This window comes from Catenuloplanes nepalensis (assembly GCF_030811575.1).
GTDB classification, from domain to species: domain Bacteria; phylum Actinomycetota; class Actinomycetes; order Mycobacteriales; family Micromonosporaceae; genus Catenuloplanes; species Catenuloplanes nepalensis.
In genome coordinates, this window is record NZ_JAUSRA010000001.1 from 6118975 (window position 1) to 6140704 (window position 21730).

Consider the following 21730-nt stretch of genomic DNA (forward strand, 5'->3'; position numbering starts at 1 on the left):
CCGGCCGTGGACGTGCAACGGAGGATCGAGGCGATCTGGCGGATCGAGTCCGCTCGTCTGATCGCCTCGCTCTCCCGGCTTACCCGGGACGTCGGGACGGCCGAGGAGATCGCGCAGGACGTGTTCGTTGCGGCGCTTTCGCAGTGGCCGGCCGGCGGCGTGCCGCCGAATCCGGGTGCCTGGCTGCACACGACCGGCCGGCACAAGGCGATCGACCGGATCCGGCGGGACCGGATGCGCGATGACCGGCAGATCGGCGCGGCGCTCGACCCCACGCTCGCGGCGGACCGGTCCGACGACGACCTGCTGGCGCTGATCTTCACGGCCTGCCATCCGGTGCTTCCGCGGGAGTCCCGCACCGCGCTCACGCTGCGCCTGCTCGGCGGCCTGAGCACGGACGAGATCGCCCGCGCGTTCCTGGTGCCGTCGCCCACGATCGGCCAGCGGATCTCCCGCGCCAAGCGCACGCTGACCGAGGCGAAGGTCCCGTTCGAGACTCCCACGAACCTGGGCGAGCGGCTCCCCGCCGTGCTGGAGGTCGTCTATCTGATCTTCACCGAGGGGTACGCCGCGACCAGCGGGGACGCGTGGATCCGGCGCGACCTGGCCGAGGAGGCGATGCGGCTCGGGCGCATGCTGACCGGTCTACTGCCGCGCGAGCCGGAGCCGTTCGGCCTGGTCGCGCTGATGGAGTTGCAGGCGTCCCGGTTCCGGGCGCGGACCGCGCCGGACGGCTCGCCGATCCTGTTGCAGGACCAGGACCGGTCGCGCTGGGACCGCACGCTGATCCAGCACGGGCTGGCCGCGCTGGACCGGGCGACCGCGCTGCGCCGGCCGCTCGGGTCGTACTCGGTGCAGGCCGCGATCGCGGCCGTGCACACCCGGGCGCCGGCCTTCGCGGACACGGACTGGGAGGCGATCGTGGCGCTCTACGACGCGCTCGGCCAGATCGCACCGTCGCCGGTGGTGGCGCTGAACCGGGCGGTCGCGGTGCTGCACGCGGACGGCCCGGACGCCGCGCTGACCGCGATCGACGAGGTCCGCACGGATCCCCGGATGGCCCGCTACCACCTGGTCGGCGCGGTTCGCGGCGACGTCCTGCTGCGGCTGGGCCGACCCGCGGACGCGGCCGAGGAGCTGGAGCGCGCGGCTGAGCTGGCCCCCACCCAGCGCGAACGCAACCTCCTGCTCGCCCGCGCAGCCGCGGCGACCGCACTGTGACCACCGGTCACGGCCGGTTCCACCGTCACAGGTTCCGCCCGACGTTCTCCGCCGTCGTCACACCTCTACAGGGAACCGCCGTGATGGAGATGGTCGACCGCCGCGTTGACGTGCGCGTCGGTGAAAATCCTTCCCTTGCGCTTGGTCCACCCTCGAACCCGATCGGCGACATCGGCATCAGCGAGCTCACGTCGCACAACCCAATGGGTACTCGCCAGAAGTTCGAGGCCATAGGGTCCCTCAAAACCCGCGACGCCCGCCACGACCCTTCGAACGATCTCCTGTACGGCGGGAGCGTGTTCACCGCGACGGAAATCATCGAGCTTCTTCCTGGCAACGTCAGTCGGTGAGATCGGATCGAGTGACAGCACCGCGGCGCTGCCGTCCCCATGCCCGAGCAGGAACGTTCCCTCCATCTCCTGGATCAGGTGTGCCGCACCTGATCGCTGTACGGACCGTAGCGCCCGGGCTCGAAGTTGAGCTTGAGTCCCGGCTCGACCTCATTGGCGAAATACATCAGCTTCTGAATTTCCAGGTGGGAAGCACCGGAGTTGTGCTCCCACGGCTCGATCAGGGCTCGTCGAGAAACATAGGCCTGGAGCAGTTCTATCAGCACAGCCCTCCCCCAGGTCATTTTCAGATCGCCGGAGCCGGCAATGCCCCGGCGGTCCGCAGAAGGGGCGAACAGCTTGACTCTCACATCAGTCAGCGCGCCTAGGCGATTCACAATCAACGGCTCAACGTCGGCCCAGTCGAGCCCGCCGTTGCCAGCACCGAGGGACGGGATCGCAATGGACTGGATATTGTACTCGTCTATGACTCGGCGCAAGTCGGCCAGGCCATCCTCGATGTACTGGATTCGGGACGGCGATCGCCAGTGCTTCTTGGTCGGAAAATTGATGACGAAACGAGGGCCGTCCAAATGCCCGGTCGGCACGACGAACATCTCGCCGACACGGACCTCGCCTCGCTTGCACGCACTCTCATACTCTTTGAAGACGTCGGGGTATCGACGCTTGAACTGAAGAGCGAGACCCTTTCCCATCACGCCGACACAGTTAACGGTGTTTACTAGCGCATCAACGCGGGAGGTAAGCAGGTCACCTTCAACCTTTTCGATCATCATAAACCTACAATCAGTTATAGAAAACAGCCCCGGAAGCCTTGAACCTTCGACCTGGACGGTTATCCGGAAAGCATAGCTTGACAATTTCGAGAGCATCGTCGAACCGCGTCACGAAGACCGATATGAGATCGACTGGAACTTCGCCGAGAACCAAACATTCGGCAGCCCTGCGCCCCTGCCGGAGTGGATCATCGGGCGTGTTGTTCCACATTCTCTCGCACAGAAGATCGAAGTCGACGAACTCGCCGATCGCATTCAGATCTCGACTGAAGCCAGTCTAGCTCGACGCGGCATTTCCATTGCTCACGCACCAGGTCAAGCCGGCGTCGATCAAATCTCCGATCACGACGCTGAAGAAAACGAGATCCGCGCTCCTCGCTTTGAAGTTGCCGGGACCCGGTGTGGTAACTGCATAAAGCATGGGAGATTTTGCTGCGACATAAGAGGGAACGTGATCGCTGACCGTGGCGGCCGGGTATGACGGATCCGGCGCGACGGTGAAGATCCTGCGGCCCTTCACCTCATCATTGGCGACACTTCGAGGCGGCCGAACCTTCGCAGTAGGAAGGAGGATTCCCGCCTCCGCGATCGAGGGAACATTCTCAACGTGCGTGAAATGCCAGACGAGCCAATCTCTGACATTGTCCCGGCGCGGACGGGCCTGCCCACGCGCCATGAAGCCCGAGTCCGGAATGTATCGAAGGTCCACCCCCATCCCCAACCCCGGCCGGCCATGCATGTCCTGAGGCCACACGTCGGTCCAGCCCTCTCGGGATCCTACGGGTGGCGTACGACATCCCTGCGCCGCTCCCGCCGCCATACACGTCGATGCACCCCGACCGGCGACCGTGCCTATCTGATGAGCAGCACCGCGATGACCACGGTGGCGATGGCGGCCGGCAGCAGGTAGGGGCGGATGATTCGGCGGCGCTCGGCGGCGGTGAGCGGCTCCAGCCACTCGTCCGGATCGAGCACCTCGGGGTAGCCGCCGCGCCACTCCACCCGGCATCCGTCCGGCACGGTGATCGTGACGGTGTCCCGGCGGCGCGACCAGATCAGGCCGTGCACCGCGTAGACCGCCACCCACCAGCCCAGTGTCAGGAACGACAGCGCCAGGTGCAGCGCGTGCGCCGGATGCCCGAACTGTCCGACCCGTACCGTGTAGGTCTCGTTCACGTATGGGTGAACGCTTCGGCGGCAGCCGAGGAAACTGGAGGCTCTAGGCTTGGGCGCCATGGACGACGGTGCGGAGCTGGCCGTGGCGCTCGGCGCGCACCTGGACGGCCTGACGTTCGACGGGGTCGGTGTGGATCAGGTGACCGCGCTGCTCATCGACGCGATCACCGGCTGGGCGGGCGCGCGGGGCTGGCGTGTCTACCGACGGGCGCCGAGCGTGGTGTCGCTGCCGCCGCCGCTGGACCGGCAGAAGTCGGTGCTGGACGTGGCGTGCGCGCGGCCCGGCGGCGCGCTGCCGGTCGCGATCGAGGTGGACCACACGGATCGCCGCCGTACCGTGGACAAGCTCCGCGCCGAGGCCGCGGCCGGTCGCGTCGCGCTCTGGGTGCGCTGGTCGCCGGGCCCGATCAAGGATCCCGGCCCGCCGGTCCACCTGGTGCCGCTCGCGGTGACCCGGCCGCGGCCCGGCGTCTTCGCGCGCGGCACCGAGCGCCCGCCTCCGCCGCACTCGGCCGCGGGCGGTTCCGGCACGCCACAGGAGTTCCCTCTCTAAGATCAAGATCATCCGGCGGTACGGGCAAAGGGGCTTTCATGACGATTCGCGTGGGACTGGTCGGTTTCGGGCTCGGCGGGCGCGTGTTCCACGCACCGCTGATCGCCGCGACGCCAGGACTGGAACTGTCCGCGATCGTGACCGGCAACCAGGAGCGCGCCGCGCAGGCACGGGCCGCTCACCCCGGCGCGACGATCGTCCCGGACCTCCCCGCGCTGCTCGCCTCCGGAAGCGTCGACCTCGTCGTGGTCGCCTCGCCGAACGCGCAGCACGTGCCGCAGGCGCGCGCCGCGATCGACGCCGGGCTGCCGGTCGTGGTGGACAAGCCGTTCGCGCCCACGTCCGCGGAGGGCCGGGACCTGATCGAGGCGGCCGAGTCCGCGGGCGTGCCGCTGACCGTGTTCCAGAACCGGCGGTGGGACGGCGACCTGCTGACCGTCCGGAAACTGCTGGACGACGGCGCGCTCGGCCGGGTGCACCGGTTCGAGTCGCGCTTCGAGGTGTGGAAGCCCGCGCTGAAGGAGGGCTCCTGGAAGGAGGAGGCCGCGCCCGGCGCCGGTGTCCTCTACGACCTCGGCGCGCACGTCATCGACCAGGCGCTGCTGCTCTTCGGCCCGGCCGAGGTCGAGCACGCGGAGCTGGGCGTGGTCCGGTCCGGCTCGGCCGTGCCGGACGACGCGTTCGTGGCGTTGCGGCACCTCACCGGCGTGCGCTCGCACCTGTGGATAAGCCGGCTGGCCGCGCAGCCGGGCGCGCGGTTCCGGGTGCTCGGCGCGGAGGCCGCGTTCGTCAAGCACGGGCTGGACGGGCAGGAGCCGGCGCTCGCGGCCGGCGGCGACCCGTCCGCGCCGGACTGGGGTGCGGAGGCCGAGGATCGCTGGGGCCTGCTCGGCGCCGGGGACTCCATCGCTCCGGTGCGCACCGAGGCCGGGGCGTACCCGAGTTTCTACGCGGGCGTGGCCGCCGCGCTGCGGGACGGCACGGCGATGCCGGTCGACCCGGCCGATTCACTGGCCGGGCTGGAGATCATCGAGGCCGCGGTGCGGATCGCTGACCTTTGAGGTGGCGTCCCATCGTGCGGGCGATCTCGCGGTTCGCGTCGCGCTCCGCGATCGCCTGCCGCTTGTCGTACGCCCGGCGGCCCTTCGCCAGCGCCAGCTCCACCTTGGCCCAGCCGTTCGCGAAGTAGAGCGACAGCGGCACCAGCGTCAGGCCGCCGCCGTCGCGCAGCTTCGTCAGGATCCGGTCGATCTCGACGCGGTGCAGCAGCAGCTTGCGGGTGCGGCGCGGCGCGTGCCGGGTCCAGTCGCCGAAGCCCCAGTCCGCGATGTGCATGCCGTGCAGCATGATCTCGCCGTTCAGCTCCTGGGCGAACGCCTCGTTGAGCGACACGTGCCCGGCGCGCAGCGACTTGACCTCGGTTCCGGACAGCACGATCCCGGCCTCGTAGGTCTTCACGATCGTGTACTCGTGCCGGGCCTTCTTGTTCGACGCGACGAGCGTGCGCCCGTCGCCGTCCTCCCGCTTCGCCATGCGCGCCAGGTTACGCGGCGCCGCTCACCGGCGCGCGGACATATTGCGCGGGCGGGCCGCGCCGCTCACCAGCGCGCGGGCATGTTGCGCGGGCCGGCCGGCGTGGCGAACCGGTGCGGGCGGGCGTGGTGCGGCACGCGGCGGCGGATCGGGGCGTCGTGATTCAGCAGCTCGGCCAGCCGGGCCCGGAACCGCCGCGGTGAGAACGGCTTGACCAGGTAGTCGGTGGCGCCGGCCGCGTACCCGGCCTCGATGTCGGCGTCGTCGATCGCGGCCGACACCATGATCACCGGCAGGTCCCGGTGCCGCTGCTGGGAGCGCACCAGGCGGCACAGCTCCAGCCCGGTCATGGCCGGCATGCCGACGTCCGTGATGATCGCCCGCGGCGTCGCGGTCTCCAGGATGCGCGCGGCGGTGATCCCGTCAGTGGCACAGACCGTGCGCAGCCCCGCGCCCTCGACCGACATGGCGATCAGCTCGCGCAGATCGGTGTCGTCCTCGGCGACGAGGACGAGGACGGTGGCGGGTGCGTAGGTCATCTGCGCTCCTGGGCTCGGCTGGCGTGTTCGGGTCTCATGCTGTGCGCCGGCCGGAGCAGCGGCGGGCCGTCACGGGTTGCCGTTGAGGTGCTTGCGGCTGCGGTGGGCGATCATGTTCATCCGGTTGCCGCAGCGCACGCTGCAGAAGCGCTTGGACCCGTTCTTGGAGAGGTCGGCGAAGACGCCGGTGCAGTCGGTCGCGCCGCAGACCCGCAGCCGGCCGGTCTCGTCCATCCGGATCACGTCGATCAGCGCGAGCGCGGCCTCGACCCGCATGCGCACGGCCAGCGGCGCGTCCGGGTCGGTGGCGTGCAGGTGCCAGTCCAGGTCGTCGTGGCGGGCCAGGTAGGGCAGCGCCCTCCCCTCGCGCAGCATCCGGTTGACCACCTCGACCGCGGCGTCGCGCTCCAGCGTCCACACCTCGCGCAGCAGGTCCCGGGTCTGCCGGACCGCGCGCAGCTCCGCCTCGTCGTAGTCGATCCGCCCCGAGTACGTGAACCGCCCGATCAGCGCGCGCAGCTGCGCGATCGTGCTCAGCTCGTCGTCGCCGGAGCGGGACGCGCCGGCCTCCGTGTTCATCAGCGCCACGATGAAGTCCAGCGCCTCCTCGGTGTCAGGGGCAAAGAGCAATTTGACTCCTCACGGGTATGGGCATAGCGTCAGGGGCATACGAACGTTAACCCATGACAGGGGTGCATCGTGAAGCAGTCCGCCGGCCTGGTCGCCGCGTTCGCGTCGGCCGCGTCCTTCGCCACCTCCGGCGCCTTCGTCAAACCGCTGCTGGAGGCGGGCTGGTCGCCGGCCGCCGCGGTCTCCGCCCGTACCCTCTCCGCGGGTCTTCTGCTCCTGCCCTTCGTCCTGTGGTCGCTGCGCGGGCGCTGGGACACGCTGTGGCGGGCGCGCTGGCGGGTGCTCGGCATGGGCGCGATCGCGGTCGCGTTCACCCAGTTCGCGTACTTCGCGGCGATCTCCCGCATCCCGGTCTCCACCGCGCTGCTGGTCGAATACCTGGCGCCGCTGCTGCTCGTGCTCTGGGCCTGGGTCAGCACCCGGCGTGCGCCGCACGCGATCGTGCTGCTCGGCTCCGTGCTCGCGATCGGCGGCCTGGTGCTGGTGATCGGGCCGGGGGCGGTGCGCGCGGTCGACCCGGCCGGTCTGGCGCTCGCGTTCGCGGCCGCTGTGGGTTGCGCGATCTACTTCATGGTCGGCGCACGGCCGGCCGCCGGACTGCCGCCGGTCGCGCTGGCCGGTGCCGGGCTGCTGGTCGGCGGGCTGATGCTCGCACTGATCGGCGCCGCCGGGCTGCTGCCGTTCACGGCACACCTCGGCGACGTGACGCTGCTCGGGTCCGCGGTCCCGTGGTTCGTGCCGCTGGCCGTGGTCGCGGTCTTCGGCACCGCGATCGCGTACGCCACCGGGATCTTCGGGTCGAACCGGCTGGGCTCGCGGCTGGCGTCGTTCATCGGGCTGCTGGAGGTCGTCTTCGCCTCGATCTTCGCGTGGCTGCTGCTCGGCGAGAACCTGACGCTCGTACAGCTGGGTGGCGGGGTCTTGATCCTGTTCGGGATCGCGGCGGTGCACGCGGCGCCGCCGCAGGTCAGCGACATCTCTCCGGATGCCGGCGGCACTGCGGCCACCGGCAACGCCCAGGTGACCGACAGGGCTCAGGTGACCGACAGCGCTCAGGTGACCGACAGGGCGAAGCCGGCCGAGGGGAGCGCGAAGAGCAGCGCGAGCACGGCGAGCCGGGGGATGGACGGCGACCTGGTCAGCCAGGCGTAGGCGCCGAGCAGCACCGGCACCAGCAGCAGCTGGTAGGGCAGCGTCTCGGCGGGGATGAGCACGTCCGCGCTGGCGCAGGCGAGCGACAGCCCGAGCGCGAGCGTCCACAGCGACAGTCCCAGCCGATAGGCGCCGCTCGCGCCGAACCGCACCGCGATCGTGGAGTACCCGGCCCGCAGGTCTGCGGGCCGGTCCACGACCGTCGTCGGGATGTAGAACGCGGCCGCGAACAGCAGCCCGAGCAGCCCGAACTGCCACGGGAAGTCCCACGGGTCGCCGCTGATGGACCAGCCACCGAGCGGCGCGACCACGCCCACCACCAGCGCGTTGACCCCCACGTCCGCACCCGGCCGCGCCTTGAGCCGGAGCGGCGGCGCGCTGTAGGCCCAGCCGAGCACCAGCACCCCGGCCACGCCCAGCACGAAGAGCGGCCCGATCAGCGCGGCCGTCCCCACCGCCGCGACCGCCGCGATGACCGAGTAGTCACGGAGGCTCCGCGGCGACACCGCACCCGCGCCCGTCTTGCGCGGGTTGAGCCGGTCGGTCGGCAGGTCGTGCAGGTCGTTGTGGGCCAACACCGCACCCCAGATCAGCGGCCCGAGCACCAGCAGCGTCAGCCCGGCCCGCCAAGGGTCGCGCGGTGTCAGCTCCCCGGTCGCCAGGACCAGCCCGAGGTAGGCCGGCACCCACGACACCGGCCAGAACCACGGCCGGGACACCGCCGCGAGAACGACCGCCCGATGTGTACGCACGCGAGACCGCTGCAACATGCGACCGATCTTCGCCACCACTCGCTGTGACGAACCTGAGAAGGGTGTTGAGACCGATCGACGACCGCTAGTGTTTGGCAAGCGCTTTCCAGCCTATTTTCGGAGGTGGCACTCGTGGTCGAATCAGCCCGGCTCACCGTCGGCGGCACCGTGGTCGCCCGTCTCCAGGACGGCACCGACGTGGACCCGACACTCGGCCCCCGCCCCTACCTGCACCCTGTCACCACGCTGGCCGGCACGCCGGTCACCGACGCGTTCCCCGAGGACCACCGCTGGCACCTCGGCGCCTCCGTCGCCATGCAGGACGTGGCCGGCACCAACCTGTGGGGCGGCCGGACGTATGTCCGCGGTCAGGGCTACACCTGGCTCGACGACCACGGCCGGATCGTCACCACCCGCCTGTCCCCCACCGCCGCCGAGGACGCGTTCGCCTCGACGCTGCACTGGCTCGACCGCGACGGCACACTGCTGATCACCGAGGACCGCACCATCTCCGCGCGCCCGGTGGCGGCGAGCGCGTGGGCACTGGAGGTGTCCTACACGCTGGCCGCGCCGCCGTCCCGGGACATCCCGCTCGGCAGTCCCGCCACGAACGGCCGCCCGGACGCCGCGGGCTACGGCGGCTTCTTCTGGCGCTGTGCCCCCGGCCCCGCCGACGTCTTCGACGCCTCCGGCTCCCACGGTGAGACCGTGGTCAACGGCGGCACCGCCGCCTGGGTCGCGTTCGCCGCCGCCGACCACACGCTGATCTTCTCCGGCCTCGGCGACGGCGACCACTGGTTCGCCCGCACCGGCATCTACCCCGGCGTCTGCGTCGCGCTGGCCTGGGAGAAGCCCCTGCTCATCCCGGCCGGCGGCACCATCTCCCGCCACCACACCGTCATCGTCGCCGACGGCACACTGACCCCGCCGGAGGCCGCCGCGCTGGCCGCCTGAGCCGGCCTACTCCCGCTCCACCCGGATCACGTCACGACGCAGCTCGAACCCGAGGTCGGCGGGCATCTCGGTCGACAGGCGCACGGCGACCGTCTCGCCCTCGTTCACCACGATCCGCAACGGGCCGCCGTGGAACCAGTCGAGCTGGGCGGAGACCTCGTACTCGCCCGATGCGAGACGCATAGATACTTCGCCACGGTACGCGAGCATCGCCACCAGATCCCGGTCGACCGTCACCTTCATCCGCCTCAGAAAGCCGACCTCGCCGACGCCACCCCGCCGCAGCACGAGGGTGCCCCCGGCCTCCCCGCGCCCGGCCTCGAGGCGTCGCCTCCCGCGTTCCGCCCTGGACCTGTTCACGAAGCGCATCACCACCCCGCGGACGCTCGTCCCCACGACGAACGCCAGCATCAAGCCGGCCGGGACGGGCGCCCACCGAGCCCACGGCAGGGAGTCGACGGTGAACAGAACAACGAGGTATAGGCCGAAGCCCACCGATGCCGCGATCGCGTTCCGGCGCTTCCGCACGGCCGGGTCAGTCCTTCGTGCGTCGGCGCGACCGGCTCTCGGCCCGACGACCAGCGCCACCGCGGATTCGAGCACGAGCGCCGCGGAGGCGACCGACACGGCGACGGTCCACGGCCGATCGAGGCCGATGAGCAGTTGCGACAGGAAGGTGCCGGACATCGCGACGAGGGTGATCCAGTGCAGCCAGCGGGGAACGCCGATCCAGCCCCTCACCGATCGCCCACCAGCCCGGCCGTGGTCGCCTTCTTCCAGTTGACCAGCACCCTGACGATGAAGTACACCGCGATGCCGAAGATGAGGCCTCCCATCACGTAATTCGCGGCGTCGCCGTCCGCGTTCGCGATGACCCACACGGCGCCCATGCCGATCGCCACGCAAGTCGCGATGAGGATGGCTCCCCGCACCCGCATGGTCCTGCGACTCGCCTGCCGCACTGTCGGCTCTTGCACGTCGGGGAACCTCCCCTCCTGGGATGACGAGCCGCCCCGCGCCCTCCGCTTGTTCTCCGCCACGACGCCGAACCCGAAAACGGCGGAGACTCCGATCAGCGCCACGAGCATCACGACGAGGGTGATGCGCGCTTGGTATCCCGGCGGAAGCTCGTCGGTGGCGAACCGGAACAGGAACGTCAACGCGGCGGTCATCGCCACCGCCTCCAGCGCCGGGCGCACCTTCATGCCCACGTACACCTCCACATCGCAAGTGACGCTCGTTCCGCGCTATGGGCGCGGAGTCCAGATCCTCGACGAGATCGCGGTGGCCGCTTTCCTCTCCCGGCCGGAGAAGACGAGGTCGAATACGGTGGCCGCCCGCCGTTCCAGCCGGACCCGGGCGCTCCTTCCGCTCATCGTCGACTCGACATCCCGTCTCCCGATGTCCCGCAGCTCGATCAGGTCCTTGACCGGGCCGGGCCGGCTGGTGAGCCGATCGTGATACAGGATGAACAGCCGTTCCGTGGTCAACGCCACGTAGTAGCCGGTCAGCGACATCGACTGCGGCAGCAGCCACACCTTCGCCCGGCCGGCCGCCCCCGCGACGAACTCCTCCCCCTGTCGCCACTCGCCCTCGAGTCGCCTGCGTAGCAGCTCTTCACTCGACCGCAGCATGCCCGTTCACTCCCCACCCACCACGAGCCCACACGCTTCAGCGCGACCGGCGCCCTTCACCGTCCCCGCCAGAAACGAACGAGGAAAACGAACGCGACAAGAAACACCACCAGGACCGCCCCGGCACCGTACGCAACCGGCGCTCCAGTCAGCCCGACAACAACTCCAACCAGGACAGACATCGCAACCGCAAGTCCAACGGTGCCGTGGAACCTCCGGTCGCACTCTCGCTTTCATCACGCATTTTCGCCTGAATCCCCTACCGCTCAGTCCGCGGCACGGTGACAAAGATGTATATCCCCATCGCGAGGTTTCCAACCGCGCCCACAAGCATGAGCAAAGGTCCGCCCGGCACTCCAGACGCAACGAAAACGAGTCCGATGAAGATGGGCGCGACGAACAAAGCCCACAAAATCTTGACGGTACGACTCGGACGTCGAATCTTCATCTTCCCCGCCCTTCCCGATATCGCAGGCTGGACGCGCGCCATGCCCGGCTCAGACGCTACTGTTCTTGAGGCGTGGTGGCCTTCTTCCAGTTGACCAGTGCACTGACGATGCAATACAGCGCGACGGCGAGGAGAACGCCTCCCATCACGTACGCCGTGATGTTGCCGCCGGCGTTCGCGATGACCAGGCCGGCTCCGGCCGCGACCACGGCGGAACCGACGATCAGCGCGACTCCTCGCGCCTGCAGGCTCCTCCGGCTCGCCGACCGCGTCGTCCCGGTCTCCCGAGATCTGTGCTGCCAGTACGCACCGCCGAACCACGCGACCGCGCCCAGCAAGGTCAGCACCGCATGCCCCGGATACCCGAGGAAGAACTGCGCGATGCCGCCAAGCGCGCAGATGACACCCACCGCGACGCGATGCCGGAATGGCCAGGAATCCTTGGGCGACATGAGGTTCGGGGGCCTTCTGCTCGTCTTCGCTTCGATGTCTATACCCCCAGACGTCGTGGCGATCCACATCATCTTCTTGACAGGTCCCACCGGGCGGCCAGACCCAGAGCGATCGAGAACGCCATGGTCACTCCGAAGACGATGAGTGGCGCGGGCTCCATCACCTGACGATCAAAGGGCCATCGCATCAGGGCGAGTACCGTCGCTCCTCCGCCGAGCATGCCCAGCACCAGAAATCCGTTGGCCATGTCGGAGTTGACGATCATCCGCCAGGTCCTGCCCGCCAGATACTGCCCGACCAGGAGCACGGCCACCATGCCGAGCGGCAGGACGATTCCCACCGCTCCTACCGCGCCCACCAACAGCGTCCCCAGAAAGGCGAACAACCCGATCCCCATGCCGCCGTACAGCAGTCGGACCGTCATGGACGGGCGATACCCGGACATCACCTACCGCCTCGATAGACGCACGCAGCAGAACACACCGCAGGCTCCCAACAGGTCCGACCGCTGATGGCGGCTGCCGTACTAGATCAATTCAGCGCGGATCGAAGAAGCCGGAGGCGTAGCGCCACGGGTTGGCGACTCCCCGCTGGGTGGCGGACAGCTGGATGCCGTACGGGTCGTAGCTGTACGAGTTCACCTTGGTGGCACTGCTGTTCACCAATGCCACCACCGATCCCAGGCCGTCGACGAGGTAGTAGTACCGCTCGCCCTCATTGCGCAAACCGAGCAGGCCGCCGCTGTTGCCCCTTGTGTAGTAATGGGTTTCTCCGGCGCTGGGATGCACCGTGTCGGGCGTGAGGGGCGCGCCGGTGCCGGCCCCGGCGCCCTTGGCCGACGACACGCCCAGTGCCGAGGTGGCGAAGGTGACCAGGCCGACGCTGCGGCGCTCGGTCTGGTCCGCGCTGCCGTACGTCGGCACCAGCGGGTTCCCGCCGGGCGCGGTGATCGACGTGGTCTGGTTGTTGACCGCGTTGTAGTCGAACGCCCAGCCGGACGACGAGCCGGTGGTGTTGCCGTTCGCGTCGTACGAGTACGTGGTCGAGCCCGCCTTGGTGAGCTGGTGCGCGTCGTTGTACGTGTACGACGTCTCCGTACCGTTCTCCGTCTTCGAGGTCCGGTTGAAGTTGTCGTCGTAGGCGTAGCTGCGGGTGAGCGCACCGGACGCGCCGGTCAAGCGGTTGAGCTTGTCGTAGGCGTAGTTCGTGGTCCCGGTCAGGTCGGTCACCGACTGCCGGAGCGCGGTGTCCTTGCCGTCCTTGGTGTACGTCCGGACCGGCGCGGCTGCCGCGGATGCTGATGCGGCGGCGGCCCAGACCGGTACGGTCCCGGCCGCCATGGTGGCAGCCATCGCGATGCTCAGCTGCCTTCTACTCACCCTGAAAAAGGGCACGACTCATTGCAGGCTTCCCCACTGCTAGCCCGAACGTCCACGGTGGACGGGCCATTCTTCGCAGCTTTCCGGGACCTCCGCGACCCCGAATACACGCGGTGATCACGGCCGACGGGGGAACTCCGGCATCGTGTTGATCAACGCCCAGACCAACACACGGGCATCGATCTCAAACCGGTTTTCGGTAACCAATCGAGTGCTCCATGTCACCACTGCCGATCTCGCTGAGTAGTCAATCTCTCATCGTTGAGTAATCGCGCCGACGAATGAGCGCGGTGCAGGCCCACGCGACCAGGCCGGTGACCGCGCCGGTCAGCAGGCCGGTGAAGAGGCTGCTCAGAACCGCGAACGTGCGGATCACGCCCTGCTCGGCCCACGGTGGGAGGCGGCCGCCGAGGTCGGCGTCGACGCTCCAGAGCACCTGGTGGACGACGGCCAGCCCGATGCCGTAGAACGCGCCGACCACCAGCAGCGCCGGAAACGGCCGGGGGACGCGGGCGGCGACGACCACCACGACCCAGATCAGCAGCGGTACGGCCACGAGGAGCGCGTTCACGAACGTACCCTCGTGGATGATCTCCAGGTCGTGCAGCACCGCCCGGGGGACGGCGATCAGGGCGAGGCCCATCAGCGCGGGCAGTGGAAGACCGAGTCTCATGGTCACGACGCTAGGCAGCGGCACGGCCGATGCCATCCGGCCGGGAGCGACAGCCGGATCGCTTCCCGCCTACGTCCTACGCTGGTGGGAATGAGGACTCCGCCGTGGCTGGCTGACGTGCTGATCGGGGTCGCCGTGACCGGCACGCTCGCGGCGGTGATCTCCGCGCGGCACGGGGGTGAGCACGCGCCGGATCCGATCGCCTATGCGTGGGCGGGCGGGCTGGGCGCGCTGATGCTGGCGCGCCGGCACCATCCCCGCGCGGTGCTGCTGATCAGCGCGCTCGGGCTGTGCGCCTACTACGCGGCGGGATATCCGGCGGTGGGAGTGGCCGTGCCGCTGGCGGCCGCGCTGTTCTCCACGGCCGAGGCCGGGTTCCTGCTGGCGTCCGTGCTGACCGCGGGCGGCGTGCTCGCGATCTCGCTGACGTTCCGGCTGCTGGAGGGCCAGAGCGTGAACTACGTGATCGGGTACGACCTGGTCTCGCACGTCACGCTGATGGCGGCGGCGATCGCGCTCGGCGACGGCCTGCGCAGCCGCCGCGCCCAGCGGACACTTCACATGCGGGAAAACCATCTGCGGGTACGCGAGGAGCGCCTCGCCATCGCCCGCGACCTGCACGACTCGGTCGGCCACGGCGTCTCGGTGATCTCGCTGCACGCGGACGTGGCCCGGGAGGCGGCGCCGCCCGGCAACGAGGCGCTCGACGAGGCACTGCTGCGGATCCGGCAGGCCGCGGACCTGACCATGGCCGAGCTGCGCGGCGCGGTCGGCGCGCTGCGCGGCACGGTGTCGCTGACCGGCCTGTCCCCGGTGCTGGACACCGCCCGGTCGGCCGGCTACGACGTGGCCACGCGCATCCCGCCGGAGGTCCGCGACCTGCCCCCGGAGGTGGACGCGGCCGCCTACCGGATCGTCCAGGAGGCGGTGACGAACGTGGTCCGGCACGCGTCCACCGCGAGCCGGGTGTCCGTCGACGTGCGCATCACCGGCGGCCGGCTGCGGCTGACCATCGCCGACGACGGCCCGGCCGGCACCGCTGGCGACGAGCCCGGTGATACGGCCGCGGACGGGATTCCCGGCGGTGGGCACGGGCTGGCCGGGATGGCGGAGCGGGCGCGTGCGCTCGGCGGGACACTGCGCACCCGGCACACCGCCGAGGGCTTCACCGTCGAGGCCGAGCTGCCGCTGGGGCGTACCGCATGATCCGGGTGTTGATCGTCGACGACCAGGAGCTGGTCCGGGCCGGGCTGCGCGGCCTGCTCGGCAACGACCCCGGCATCGAGATCGCCGGCGAGGCGTCCGGCGGCGTGCGCGCGCTCGCGGAGGCCCGCCGGCTGCGGCCGGACGTGGTCCTGATGGATCTGCGCATGCCGGGCGGCGCCGGCCTGGACGCGACCGCCGCGATCACCGCGGAGCTGCCGGGCACGCGCGTGCTGGTGCTCACCACGTTCGACGAGCCCGGCGAGATCGACGCCGCGGTCCGGGCCGGCGCGGCCGGTTACCTGCTCAAGGACACCGGCGCCGACGAGCTGCGCCGCGCCGTGCACACGGTCGCGGCCGGCGGCAGCCTGCTGTCACCGACCGTGGCCCGGCACCTGATGGACCGGCTCGCCGCCCAGGACCCGCCGCCGTCCCCGGACCCGCGGCTGACCACCCTGACCGAGCGTGAGCTGCAGGTCCTGGCCCGGGTCGGCCTCGGCGAGACCAACCAGGAGATCGCCGCCGCACTGTTCCTCAGCCCGGCCACCGCCCGCACCTACGTCAGCCGCCTCCTGGCGAAACTGCGCGCCCGCGACCGCACCCAGCTCGCCGTGATCGCCCACCGCTCCGGCCTCACCCCACCACGGTAGGAATCCCAGAACCCACAACCTTCTCTTCCCGCTTCCGGCGTGGCTGAGTTCCGAGTGCTCCCGCGGGCACCGGTCGGCCGCAGGCGGCCTCCCTTCCATTGCCGCCGTGGTCCCGGAAACCCAGCGCTCACGCCGCCCTCGATACTCGCGCCGCTCCGGCCCGTATTTCCGGACCGGGAACGGCGACGGCCGTGTTCGCCCGGGGAACGACGAAGGGCACGGTCCCTCACCGAGGTGAGAGCGTGCCCTTCGTCGTCGGAGTGGTCTACCTCCAGGCGCCGGGGGTGTGCGCTTCGGCCGGTGCGGTGAGCTGTGCCATCAGGCCGGCGAAGTCCTCGAGGTGCCAGGTGGTGACGATGCGGTTGTCGCGGACCTGGTGGATGTCCATGGTGCGCATCTCGATGCGCCGGCCGGTCGGCTGGTGTCCCATGAAGGCGCCCCGGTGAGTGCCGCTGACGGTGTTCCTGACGGCGACCCGGTCCCCTCCGACGACGAGGTCCTCGTGCTTCACGTCGTAGTCGGGCATGGCGTGCCGGAACACCGCGATCTGGGCGGCCATTCCCGCCGGTCCCTGCTGCTGTCCGGGCGCCAGGGGGATGTCGATCCAGTCGTGGGCGAGGATCTCGCCGTACGGCGTGGTGTCGCCGGTGCGGAACGGTTCGTAGAACGCGCGGACGATGTCGGTGATGTGCTGGTCGTCACGGGTGTCCAGGGTGGAGTTTCCGGACACGTCGGGCTGGCTGGGGTGGCTCATGAGGGTGGTCCCTTCTCAGGTGATGCGACAACGGTTGAGGTCGGAGGAGCGCGAGACGGTGTGTGGCGGCCGGCTATACGAGCGCGAGGATGAGCCCGGCCGCGAGGAGCAGTACGGCGGTGACCCCGTGAATTCCCAGGGCGGTGGCGGCCTTGCCGCCGTTGCGCAGCACGATCAGGGCGTCCGCGGCCGGGGTGAGCGCCGCCGCGACCAGTGCCCAGCCCAGTGCGGTGTGACCCGCGGCGGCCCAGACGACCAGCGGCACGATCCCGGAGGTGATGTCGCGGACGCCCTTGATCGCGGTGAGGGCGCGCAGGCTGTCCGGGGCGACGCCGAAGCCGAGCATCGCGATTCGGGGGGCCAGCAGGAATCGGATGCCGATGGCGATGATGGCGGCACAGGCGAGGATGGCGATCACGAGCGCGGCGACGAACATGGCGGTTCCTTCGTGACGAGGTCGACGCCCCCTAGTGAGGTGCGCGCTCACCGCACTTGCGGCGATGGGGTTACTATGGTGCGCACTCACCTCACTTGTCAATCGGGAGTCGACCGAGACCCCCGTCACGAACGGAGACTCTGATGGCCGCACCCGCCCGGCAGCGGATCCTGGACGCCACCGCGCTGCTCCTGCGCGAGAAGGGCATCGGGCGGCTGACCACCCGGGAGATCGCCCAGGCCGCGGACGCCGCGGAAGGCTCGATCACCAAGAACTTCGGCGGCAAGCTCGGCCTGCTCACCACACTGCTCTCCACCGATCTGCCCGAACTCACCGTCTGGCGCGACGCACTCACGCCGCCCACACCACGCCCCGAGGACCTCAGGACCGCTCTGACCGGCGCCGCCAACGCGGCCATCGACTACTACGCGGCCTCACTGCCCATGATCGCCGGAGCCGTCTCCGACGCCACCCTCTTCGAGGCCTACCGTGCGACCAACACCGCCAACGGCACCGGCCCCCAGATCGCCGTCCAGCAGATGACCGGATACCTCGCCGCCTGGCAGCAGCACGGAGCCCTCGACCCCACAGCCGACGCCGGCACCCTCGCCCTGCTCTTCTGCGGCGCCGCCCAGCTGCAGGCGTGGACCGACTACCTCGCCGGCCCCGACGTGCTGCCCGGTTCCCGCGCCGACCGCATCGACCACATCGTCGACATCCTGCTCCGCTGACCCGGCGAACCCACACCTACGCCAAGGCTGCTGCGGCCACCGCGGAGGTTCGGTGACCAGCGACGGCACCGGACGAGAGACGCCTCGATCACCTCAGGGACGACGCCACCCGGCACGCGGCCGGGACACGCGACGCCGCGGCCATCGCGGGGGTTCGGTGACCAGCGACGGCACCGGCTCCGCCGCGGCGACCGGAGCGCCGGCGGAGGCCGCCGCGCGGTTTGCCCGCGGGAGCAAACGGGCTGCACCACGCCGGAAGCGGGAAGAGGACCTCCGCCCTGCTCCTCGCCACACCAGCCGCCGGAGCGAACACCGCAACGCGCCCACCGCTCGTCGTGGGGTCCGGGGCTCGGCCCCGGGACAGCTCAGCGCCCGCGGGAGCAAACGGGCTGCGCCACGCCGGAAGCGGGAAAATCAAGCTCGCGAACCGCAGCAAAGTCCGGGGCATGGAGTGGGGGTGGGCTGTGCCATGATCCAGGATGTGAGCGCTCACTTTTGTCGCGTGCGGTTCGGCGCCTCCTGCGCCGACGGTCCTGCGCGTGGTGACGGGGAGTGCGTATCGTTCCGCCGGAAAGCCCACCACCCACCGAGCGCGACGCCGCGATCACGGCAGACAGGAACCTGCGATGACGCATCAGATCTGGTTTCTCACCGGCAGCCAGCATCTCTACGGACCCGAGACCCTGGAGCAGGTGGCCGCGCAGAGCCGGGACATCCAGGAGCAGCTGGCCGCGGGCGGGCTGTCCGCCGAGATCGTCGGTAGGCCGGTCCTGACCGACTCCGGCGCGATCCGCCAGGTGATGCTGGACGCCAACGCGGACCGCGACTGCATCGGCGTGATCGCGTGGATGCACACGTTCTCGCCGGCCAAGATGTGGATCACCGGGCTGGACACGCTGCGCAAGCCGCTGCTGCACCTGCACACGCAGCACAACGTGTCGCTGCCGTGGTCGACCATCGACATGGACTTCATGAACCTGAACCAGGCCGCGCACGGCGACCGCGAGTTCGGCTTCATCCAGGCCCGGCTGGGCGTGCCGCGCAAGACGATCGCCGGGCACGCGTCCGACCCGGCCGTGGTCCGCCGCGTCGACGAGTGGATCCGTGCGGCGGCCGGCGTGACCCGGCTGCGCAGCCTGCGGGTGGCCCGGTTCGGCGACAACATGCGCAACGTGGCGGTTACCGAGGGTGACAAGGTCGAGGCGGAGCTGCAGTTCGGCGTCTCGGTCAACACGTACGGCGTGAACGACCTGGTCGAGGTCGTCGACGGCGCCTCGGACAAGGAGATCGACGCGCTGATCGGCGAGTACGCCGAGACCTACGAGATCGCGCCGGAGCTGGCCGTGGGCGGCGAGCGGCATGAGTCGCTGCGCTACGCGGCCCGGATCGAGGCCGGCCTGCGCACGTTCCTCACCGAGGGTGACTTCGGCGCGTTCACCACGAACTTCGAGGATCTCGGCGGTCTGCGCCAGCTCCCCGGCCTCGCGGTGCAGCGGCTGATGGCCGACGGCTACGGCTTCGGCGGCGAGGGCGACTGGAAGACGTCCGTGCTGGTCGCCACGTTCAAGGCGATGGGCGCGGGCACCGGCCGCGGCACCTCGTTCATGGAGGACTACACGTACCACTTCGGGCCCGGCGAGCCGAAGATCCTCGGCGCGCACATGCTGGAGGTCTGCCCGACCATCGCGTCCGCGAAGCCGCGCCTGGAGATCCACCCGCTCGGCATCGGCGGCCGCGAGGACCCGGTCCGGATGGTCTTCGACGCCGCCCCCGGCGCCGGCATCGTGGTCGGCCTGGCCGACCTCGGCGACCGGTTCCGCCTGGTCGCGAACGAGATCGAGGTGACCGCGCCGGACGAGCCGCTGCCGAAGCTGCCGGTCGCGCGCGCGGTCTGGAAGCCGGCCCCGTCGCTGTCCACGTCCGCCGAGGCCTGGCTGACCGCCGGCGGCCCGCACCACACGGTGCTGACCCAGGCCATCGGTACGGAGACGCTGCGCGACTTCGCCACCATGCTGCAGACCGAGCTGCTGCTCATCGACGCGAACACCACCACGCACGACTTCGCCGACCGCATCCGCTGGAACAGCGCCTACTACCGCCTGGCCCGCGCGCTGTGACATCCCGGCCCGGGCCCGCGCCTTTCGCGGGTCCGGGCCGTCACCATAGAATTCCGCCCACGTACGGCACAGCCAGGAGGCCGCTTTCGTGGGCGCTTTCGAACTCGGCACCGACGGACCATCAGCCCTGGTCGTCGGCGTCGACGGCTCGGAGAGTTCGCTGCGCGCCGCGGCCTATGCACTGGGGCTGGCCCGCCGGCAGCGCGCACGGCTGTTCGCGGTCTACGTCCGGCGCGAGCCCGGCGCGTTCCTGACGTTCGGCGGCACGGCCGTGCAGGCGATCGTCGAGGCCCAGGGCGAGGTCGAGTCCGAGCTGCTGGAGATGCTGGATCAGCAGGCCCGCGAGTGGGGCGTCGACGCGCGCCTGGTGGTCCGGCCCGGCGATCCGCTGCGGGTGCTGGGCGAGGTCGCGGAGGAGGTCCGGGCGAGCGGCATCATCGTGGGCGCGTCGGCCGGGCTGGGACACAAGATCGCCGGATCACTGGCGGTCCGCCTGGTCCGCGCGGCCCGCTGGCCGGTCACCGTGGTGCCCTAGCCTGCGATTCTCCGCGCCACGACCGCGCCCTAGGCTCTCCGATCATGAGCGTCACCCTCCGCCACGCCGCCCTCCCCGCCGACGCCGACGCGCTGACCGCGCTGATGGGCGACTACCTGACCTGGGCCGTCGGCCGCCTTCGCGACGAATACGGCGTGGAGGACTCGCCCACCGACCTGGGCGCGATCCGCGAGTCGCTGCCGTACTTCGTACCGCCGAAGGGTCTTCTGCTCATCGCGGAACGCGACGGCGAGCCGATCGGCGTGGCCGCGCTGCGCACCATCGCCCCGGAGATCGTCGAGATCAAGCGCATGTATGTGGACCCGCGAGGGCGCGGCCTGGGCGTGGGATCCGCCCTGATCGACCGCCTGCTGACCGAGGCCCGCGAGACGTTCGCCGCGACGACCGTCCGCCTGGACAGCTGCCGCTTCATGACCGACGCCCAGCGGCTGTATACGTCACGCGGCTTCACCGAACGCGAGCCGTACGAGGAGACCGAGATCCCGGCCCAGATGCGCCAGTACTGGCGGTTCTATGAACTCGATCTGTGACGCCGATTCGACGAGACCGATACGAAGCGGCGGGAACCGGATCTTGTGATCCGGTTCCCGCCGCTTCGTTCGTGTCACACCGTCCCGCGCACCGGGGTCAGGCGGTCCGGAGGATCCAGCCCGAACGTTCCCAGGTGAAGTCGGGAACGCTGAAGTCCAGATCCGCCAGAAGCGGGCTCGGAGCGTTCGCGGTCAGGTCAGCCTCGACCCACCAGACCTCGCGCGCCTCGACCCAGGGTCCGTCGACCGCGTCGCCGAGCAGCAACACTCGCCGATCGTCCACGACCGGTCCCTGCCGCACCGTGAGCCCGTCCGGGAACATGACGTCCATGCGCAGTGAGTTCACCCCGATGAATCCCACGTCCACGGTCGGATAGGTCCAGGGCGCGTCGTCCAGCTCATCCTCCGGCACGTGCGGCGGGCCGACGTGCCGGAGGATCAAGCGGTTGTGCGCGCCGTGATAGGTGAGCAGGAAGAACTCACCGTCGAACCGCCGCGGCAGCGACGAGGCGTGCACACCTGATCTCATG

At 70.2% G+C, this 21730-nt stretch carries 28 protein-coding genes and 1 pseudogene; 12 read left to right on the plus strand and 17 right to left on the minus strand.

Features of this window, described 5'->3' with window-relative positions:
- The first annotated feature begins 6 nt into the window (after nt 1-6).
- Together J2S43_RS26210 and J2S43_RS26215 are read left to right on the plus strand one after the other, a co-directional pair.
- Nucleotides 7-1221: an RNA polymerase sigma factor gene (locus J2S43_RS26210; RefSeq protein ID WP_306833597.1), complete on the plus strand. Its 1215-nt coding sequence runs from the start codon at nt 7-9 to the stop codon at nt 1219-1221.
- Nucleotides 1222-1304: 83 nt separating this feature from the next.
- Nucleotides 1305-1571: a hypothetical protein gene (locus J2S43_RS26215; protein WP_306833599.1), complete on the plus strand. Its 267-nt coding sequence runs from the start codon at nt 1305-1307 to the stop codon at nt 1569-1571.
- Nucleotides 1572-1645: 74 nt separating this feature from the next.
- Here the strand turns inward: J2S43_RS26215 and darG are convergent, their stop codons facing one another.
- From darG to J2S43_RS26230, 3 genes and pseudogenes are all read right to left on the minus strand, one after another.
- On the minus strand, nt 1646-2347 hold the full coding sequence (darG, locus tag J2S43_RS26220) for a type II toxin-antitoxin system antitoxin DNA ADP-ribosyl glycohydrolase DarG (protein WP_306833601.1): 702 nt from the start codon (nt 2345-2347) through the stop codon (nt 1646-1648).
- A gap of 10 nt (nt 2348-2357) precedes the next feature.
- A pseudogene (locus J2S43_RS26225) lies at nt 2358-3167 on the minus strand (DUF4433 domain-containing protein).
- A 32-nt stretch (nt 3168-3199) separates the two neighbouring features.
- Nucleotides 3200-3523 (minus strand): hypothetical protein, encoded by a 324-nt coding sequence (locus J2S43_RS26230; RefSeq protein WP_306833603.1) that lies wholly within the window; start codon nt 3521-3523, stop codon nt 3200-3202.
- Nucleotides 3524-3581: 58 nt separating this feature from the next.
- On the opposite strand from J2S43_RS26230, the gene J2S43_RS26235 reads away from it, so the two are divergent.
- Both J2S43_RS26235 and J2S43_RS26240 read left to right on the plus strand, forming a co-directional pair.
- A complete protein-coding gene (locus J2S43_RS26235; protein ID WP_306833606.1) occupies nt 3582-4076 on the plus strand; it encodes a hypothetical protein in 495 nt (164 codons plus the stop codon).
- Between the two features lie 38 nt (nt 4077-4114).
- Nucleotides 4115-5137, plus strand: a complete 1023-nt coding sequence (locus J2S43_RS26240) for a Gfo/Idh/MocA family protein (protein ID WP_306833608.1) — start codon at nt 4115-4117, stop codon at nt 5135-5137.
- On the opposite strand, the gene smpB is transcribed toward J2S43_RS26240, so the two are convergent.
- The 3 genes from smpB to J2S43_RS26255 form a co-directional block, all read right to left on the minus strand.
- Complete coding sequence (smpB, locus tag J2S43_RS26245; RefSeq protein WP_306833610.1) at nt 5103-5609, minus strand: SsrA-binding protein SmpB; 507 nt, start codon at nt 5607-5609, stop codon at nt 5103-5105. The genes J2S43_RS26240 and smpB overlap by 35 nt on opposite strands.
- A 65-nt stretch (nt 5610-5674) precedes the next feature.
- Entirely contained in the window at nt 5675-6148 is a 474-nt protein-coding gene (locus J2S43_RS26250; RefSeq protein WP_306833612.1) for a response regulator transcription factor, read from the minus strand.
- Nucleotides 6149-6217: 69 nt separating this feature from the next.
- Nucleotides 6218-6778, minus strand: coding sequence for a CGNR zinc finger domain-containing protein (locus J2S43_RS26255; protein WP_306833614.1), 561 nt, complete (start codon nt 6776-6778; stop codon nt 6218-6220).
- A 69-nt stretch (nt 6779-6847) separates the two neighbouring features.
- Here J2S43_RS26255 and J2S43_RS26260 point away from each other — a divergent pair, with 69 nt between their 5' ends.
- On the plus strand, nt 6848-7930 hold the full coding sequence (locus J2S43_RS26260) for an EamA family transporter (protein WP_306833616.1): 1083 nt from the start codon (nt 6848-6850) through the stop codon (nt 7928-7930).
- Here the strand turns inward: J2S43_RS26260 and J2S43_RS26265 are convergent.
- Nucleotides 7831-8682: a UbiA family prenyltransferase gene (locus tag J2S43_RS26265; RefSeq protein WP_306833617.1), complete on the minus strand. Its 852-nt coding sequence runs from the start codon at nt 8680-8682 to the stop codon at nt 7831-7833. The genes J2S43_RS26260 and J2S43_RS26265 overlap by 100 nt on opposite strands.
- Nucleotides 8683-8814: 132 nt before the next feature.
- Here J2S43_RS26265 and J2S43_RS26270 point away from each other — a divergent pair, with 132 nt between their 5' ends.
- A complete protein-coding gene (locus J2S43_RS26270; protein WP_306833619.1) occupies nt 8815-9636 on the plus strand; it encodes a DUF6807 domain-containing protein in 822 nt (273 codons plus the stop codon).
- A gap of 6 nt (nt 9637-9642) precedes the next feature.
- On the opposite strand, the gene J2S43_RS26275 is transcribed toward J2S43_RS26270, so the two are convergent.
- From J2S43_RS26275 to J2S43_RS26305, 7 genes are all read right to left on the minus strand, one after another.
- The gene (locus tag J2S43_RS26275; protein WP_306833621.1) at nt 9643-10377 is read right to left on the minus strand and encodes a hypothetical protein; all 735 of its coding nucleotides are present in this window, start codon (nt 10375-10377) and stop codon (nt 9643-9645) included.
- Complete coding sequence (locus J2S43_RS26280) at nt 10374-10847, minus strand: hypothetical protein (protein WP_306833623.1); 474 nt, start codon at nt 10845-10847, stop codon at nt 10374-10376. The genes J2S43_RS26275 and J2S43_RS26280 overlap by 4 nt, the downstream gene beginning before the upstream one ends.
- 36 nt (nt 10848-10883) lie before the next feature.
- Nucleotides 10884-11270 carry a hypothetical protein gene (locus tag J2S43_RS26285; RefSeq protein ID WP_306833625.1) on the minus strand — a complete coding sequence of 129 codons (387 nt, stop codon included), beginning with the start codon at nt 11268-11270 and terminating at the stop codon, nt 10884-10886.
- 504 nt (nt 11271-11774) lie between these two features.
- Nucleotides 11775-12170: a hypothetical protein gene (locus tag J2S43_RS26290; RefSeq protein ID WP_306833627.1), complete on the minus strand. Its 396-nt coding sequence runs from the start codon at nt 12168-12170 to the stop codon at nt 11775-11777.
- A gap of 68 nt (nt 12171-12238) precedes the next feature.
- The gene (locus tag J2S43_RS26295) at nt 12239-12595 is read right to left on the minus strand and encodes a hypothetical protein (RefSeq protein ID WP_306833629.1); all 357 of its coding nucleotides are present in this window, start codon (nt 12593-12595) and stop codon (nt 12239-12241) included.
- Nucleotides 12596-12707: 112 nt separating this feature from the next.
- The gene (locus J2S43_RS26300; protein ID WP_306833631.1) at nt 12708-13550 is read right to left on the minus strand and encodes a hypothetical protein; all 843 of its coding nucleotides are present in this window, start codon (nt 13548-13550) and stop codon (nt 12708-12710) included.
- Nucleotides 13551-13797: 247 nt separating this feature from the next.
- Nucleotides 13798-14223 carry a hypothetical protein gene (locus J2S43_RS26305; RefSeq protein ID WP_306833633.1) on the minus strand — a complete coding sequence of 142 codons (426 nt, stop codon included), beginning with the start codon at nt 14221-14223 and terminating at the stop codon, nt 13798-13800.
- 90 nt (nt 14224-14313) lie between these two features.
- Between J2S43_RS26305 and J2S43_RS26310 the strand changes: the two genes are divergently transcribed.
- Both J2S43_RS26310 and J2S43_RS26315 read left to right on the plus strand, forming a co-directional pair.
- Nucleotides 14314-15429 carry a sensor histidine kinase gene (locus J2S43_RS26310; protein WP_306833635.1) on the plus strand — a complete coding sequence of 372 codons (1116 nt, stop codon included), beginning with the start codon at nt 14314-14316 and terminating at the stop codon, nt 15427-15429.
- Nucleotides 15426-16076 (plus strand): response regulator, encoded by a 651-nt coding sequence (locus J2S43_RS26315; protein WP_306833636.1) that lies wholly within the window; start codon nt 15426-15428, stop codon nt 16074-16076. The genes J2S43_RS26310 and J2S43_RS26315 overlap by 4 nt, the downstream gene beginning before the upstream one ends.
- 265 nt (nt 16077-16341) lie before the next feature.
- Here J2S43_RS26315 and J2S43_RS26320 read toward each other — a convergent pair whose 3' ends face one another.
- Both J2S43_RS26320 and J2S43_RS26325 read right to left on the minus strand, forming a co-directional pair.
- On the minus strand, nt 16342-16830 hold the full coding sequence (locus J2S43_RS26320; protein ID WP_306833638.1) for an ester cyclase: 489 nt from the start codon (nt 16828-16830) through the stop codon (nt 16342-16344).
- A 73-nt stretch (nt 16831-16903) separates the two neighbouring features.
- On the minus strand, nt 16904-17266 hold the full coding sequence (locus J2S43_RS26325) for a DUF4267 domain-containing protein (RefSeq protein WP_306833640.1): 363 nt from the start codon (nt 17264-17266) through the stop codon (nt 16904-16906).
- 143 nt (nt 17267-17409) lie between these two features.
- Here J2S43_RS26325 and J2S43_RS26330 point away from each other — a divergent pair, with 143 nt between their 5' ends.
- The 4 genes from J2S43_RS26330 to J2S43_RS26345 all read left to right on the plus strand — a co-directional run bounded on the left by J2S43_RS26330 (nt 17410) and on the right by J2S43_RS26345 (nt 21200).
- Complete coding sequence (locus tag J2S43_RS26330) at nt 17410-17997, plus strand: TetR/AcrR family transcriptional regulator (RefSeq protein WP_306833643.1); 588 nt, start codon at nt 17410-17412, stop codon at nt 17995-17997.
- A gap of 626 nt (nt 17998-18623) precedes the next feature.
- Nucleotides 18624-20114, plus strand: a complete 1491-nt coding sequence (araA, locus tag J2S43_RS26335) for an L-arabinose isomerase (protein ID WP_306833645.1) — start codon at nt 18624-18626, stop codon at nt 20112-20114.
- Nucleotides 20115-20202: 88 nt separating this feature from the next.
- Nucleotides 20203-20649: a universal stress protein gene (locus tag J2S43_RS26340; protein ID WP_306833647.1), complete on the plus strand. Its 447-nt coding sequence runs from the start codon at nt 20203-20205 to the stop codon at nt 20647-20649.
- 44 nt (nt 20650-20693) lie between these two features.
- The gene (locus J2S43_RS26345; RefSeq protein WP_306833649.1) at nt 20694-21200 is read left to right on the plus strand and encodes a GNAT family N-acetyltransferase; all 507 of its coding nucleotides are present in this window, start codon (nt 20694-20696) and stop codon (nt 21198-21200) included.
- A gap of 97 nt (nt 21201-21297) precedes the next feature.
- Here J2S43_RS26345 and J2S43_RS26350 read toward each other — a convergent pair whose 3' ends face one another.
- The gene (locus tag J2S43_RS26350) at nt 21298-21729 is read right to left on the minus strand and encodes a hypothetical protein (protein ID WP_306833651.1); all 432 of its coding nucleotides are present in this window, start codon (nt 21727-21729) and stop codon (nt 21298-21300) included.
- Between the last annotated feature and the right edge of the window lies 1 nt (nt 21730).